The sequence below is a fragment of the Aromatoleum toluolicum genome (genome assembly GCF_012911005.2).
GTDB classification, from domain to species: Bacteria; Pseudomonadota; Gammaproteobacteria; order Burkholderiales; family Rhodocyclaceae; genus Aromatoleum; species Aromatoleum toluolicum.
In genome coordinates this window covers 1-417 of the sequence record NZ_WTVS01000245.1, presented here as the reverse complement: position 1 = coordinate 417, position 417 = coordinate 1, and the positions used below count along the sequence as shown (strand labels likewise).

Below are 417 nucleotides of genomic sequence, written 5' to 3'. Positions count from 1 at the left end.
GAGGTGATGAACACCTTTTCGCCGTTGACGATGTACTCATCGCCCTCGCGCCGCGCTGTGGTCTTGAGTTGGGCCACGTCGGACCCGCCACCGGGTTCGGTGATCGCCAGTGCGGCAATCTGCTCGCCCGCCAGCACCGGTGGAATGACCTCGGCACGCACCGCGTCGCTGCCATGGGCCAACACGGGCGGCAGGCCGATGTTGTGCGACAGCAAGCTGGCCAGCACACCGCCGCTGGCACCGTGGCGGCTGAGCGCGCGCCACAGCGGCAGGCGCAGCAGGTAGCTGGCGGGTGTGCCGCCGTACTGCTCTGGGTAGCCCAGGCCCAGCAGGCCCAGGTCGGCCGCGCGGCGGTACAGGCTGCGGGGGAATTCACCGGCGGCATCCCACGCGTCCACATGCGGCGCGATCTCGGTG

Annotated in this window: 1 protein-coding gene; it reads right to left on the bottom strand. The window is 70.3% G+C overall.

Features of this window, described 5'->3' with window-relative positions; translation table 11 throughout:
- The coding region (locus GPA27_RS28575; RefSeq protein WP_211165319.1) for an acyl-CoA dehydrogenase family protein at positions 1–417 on the bottom strand (417 nt) is incomplete at both ends.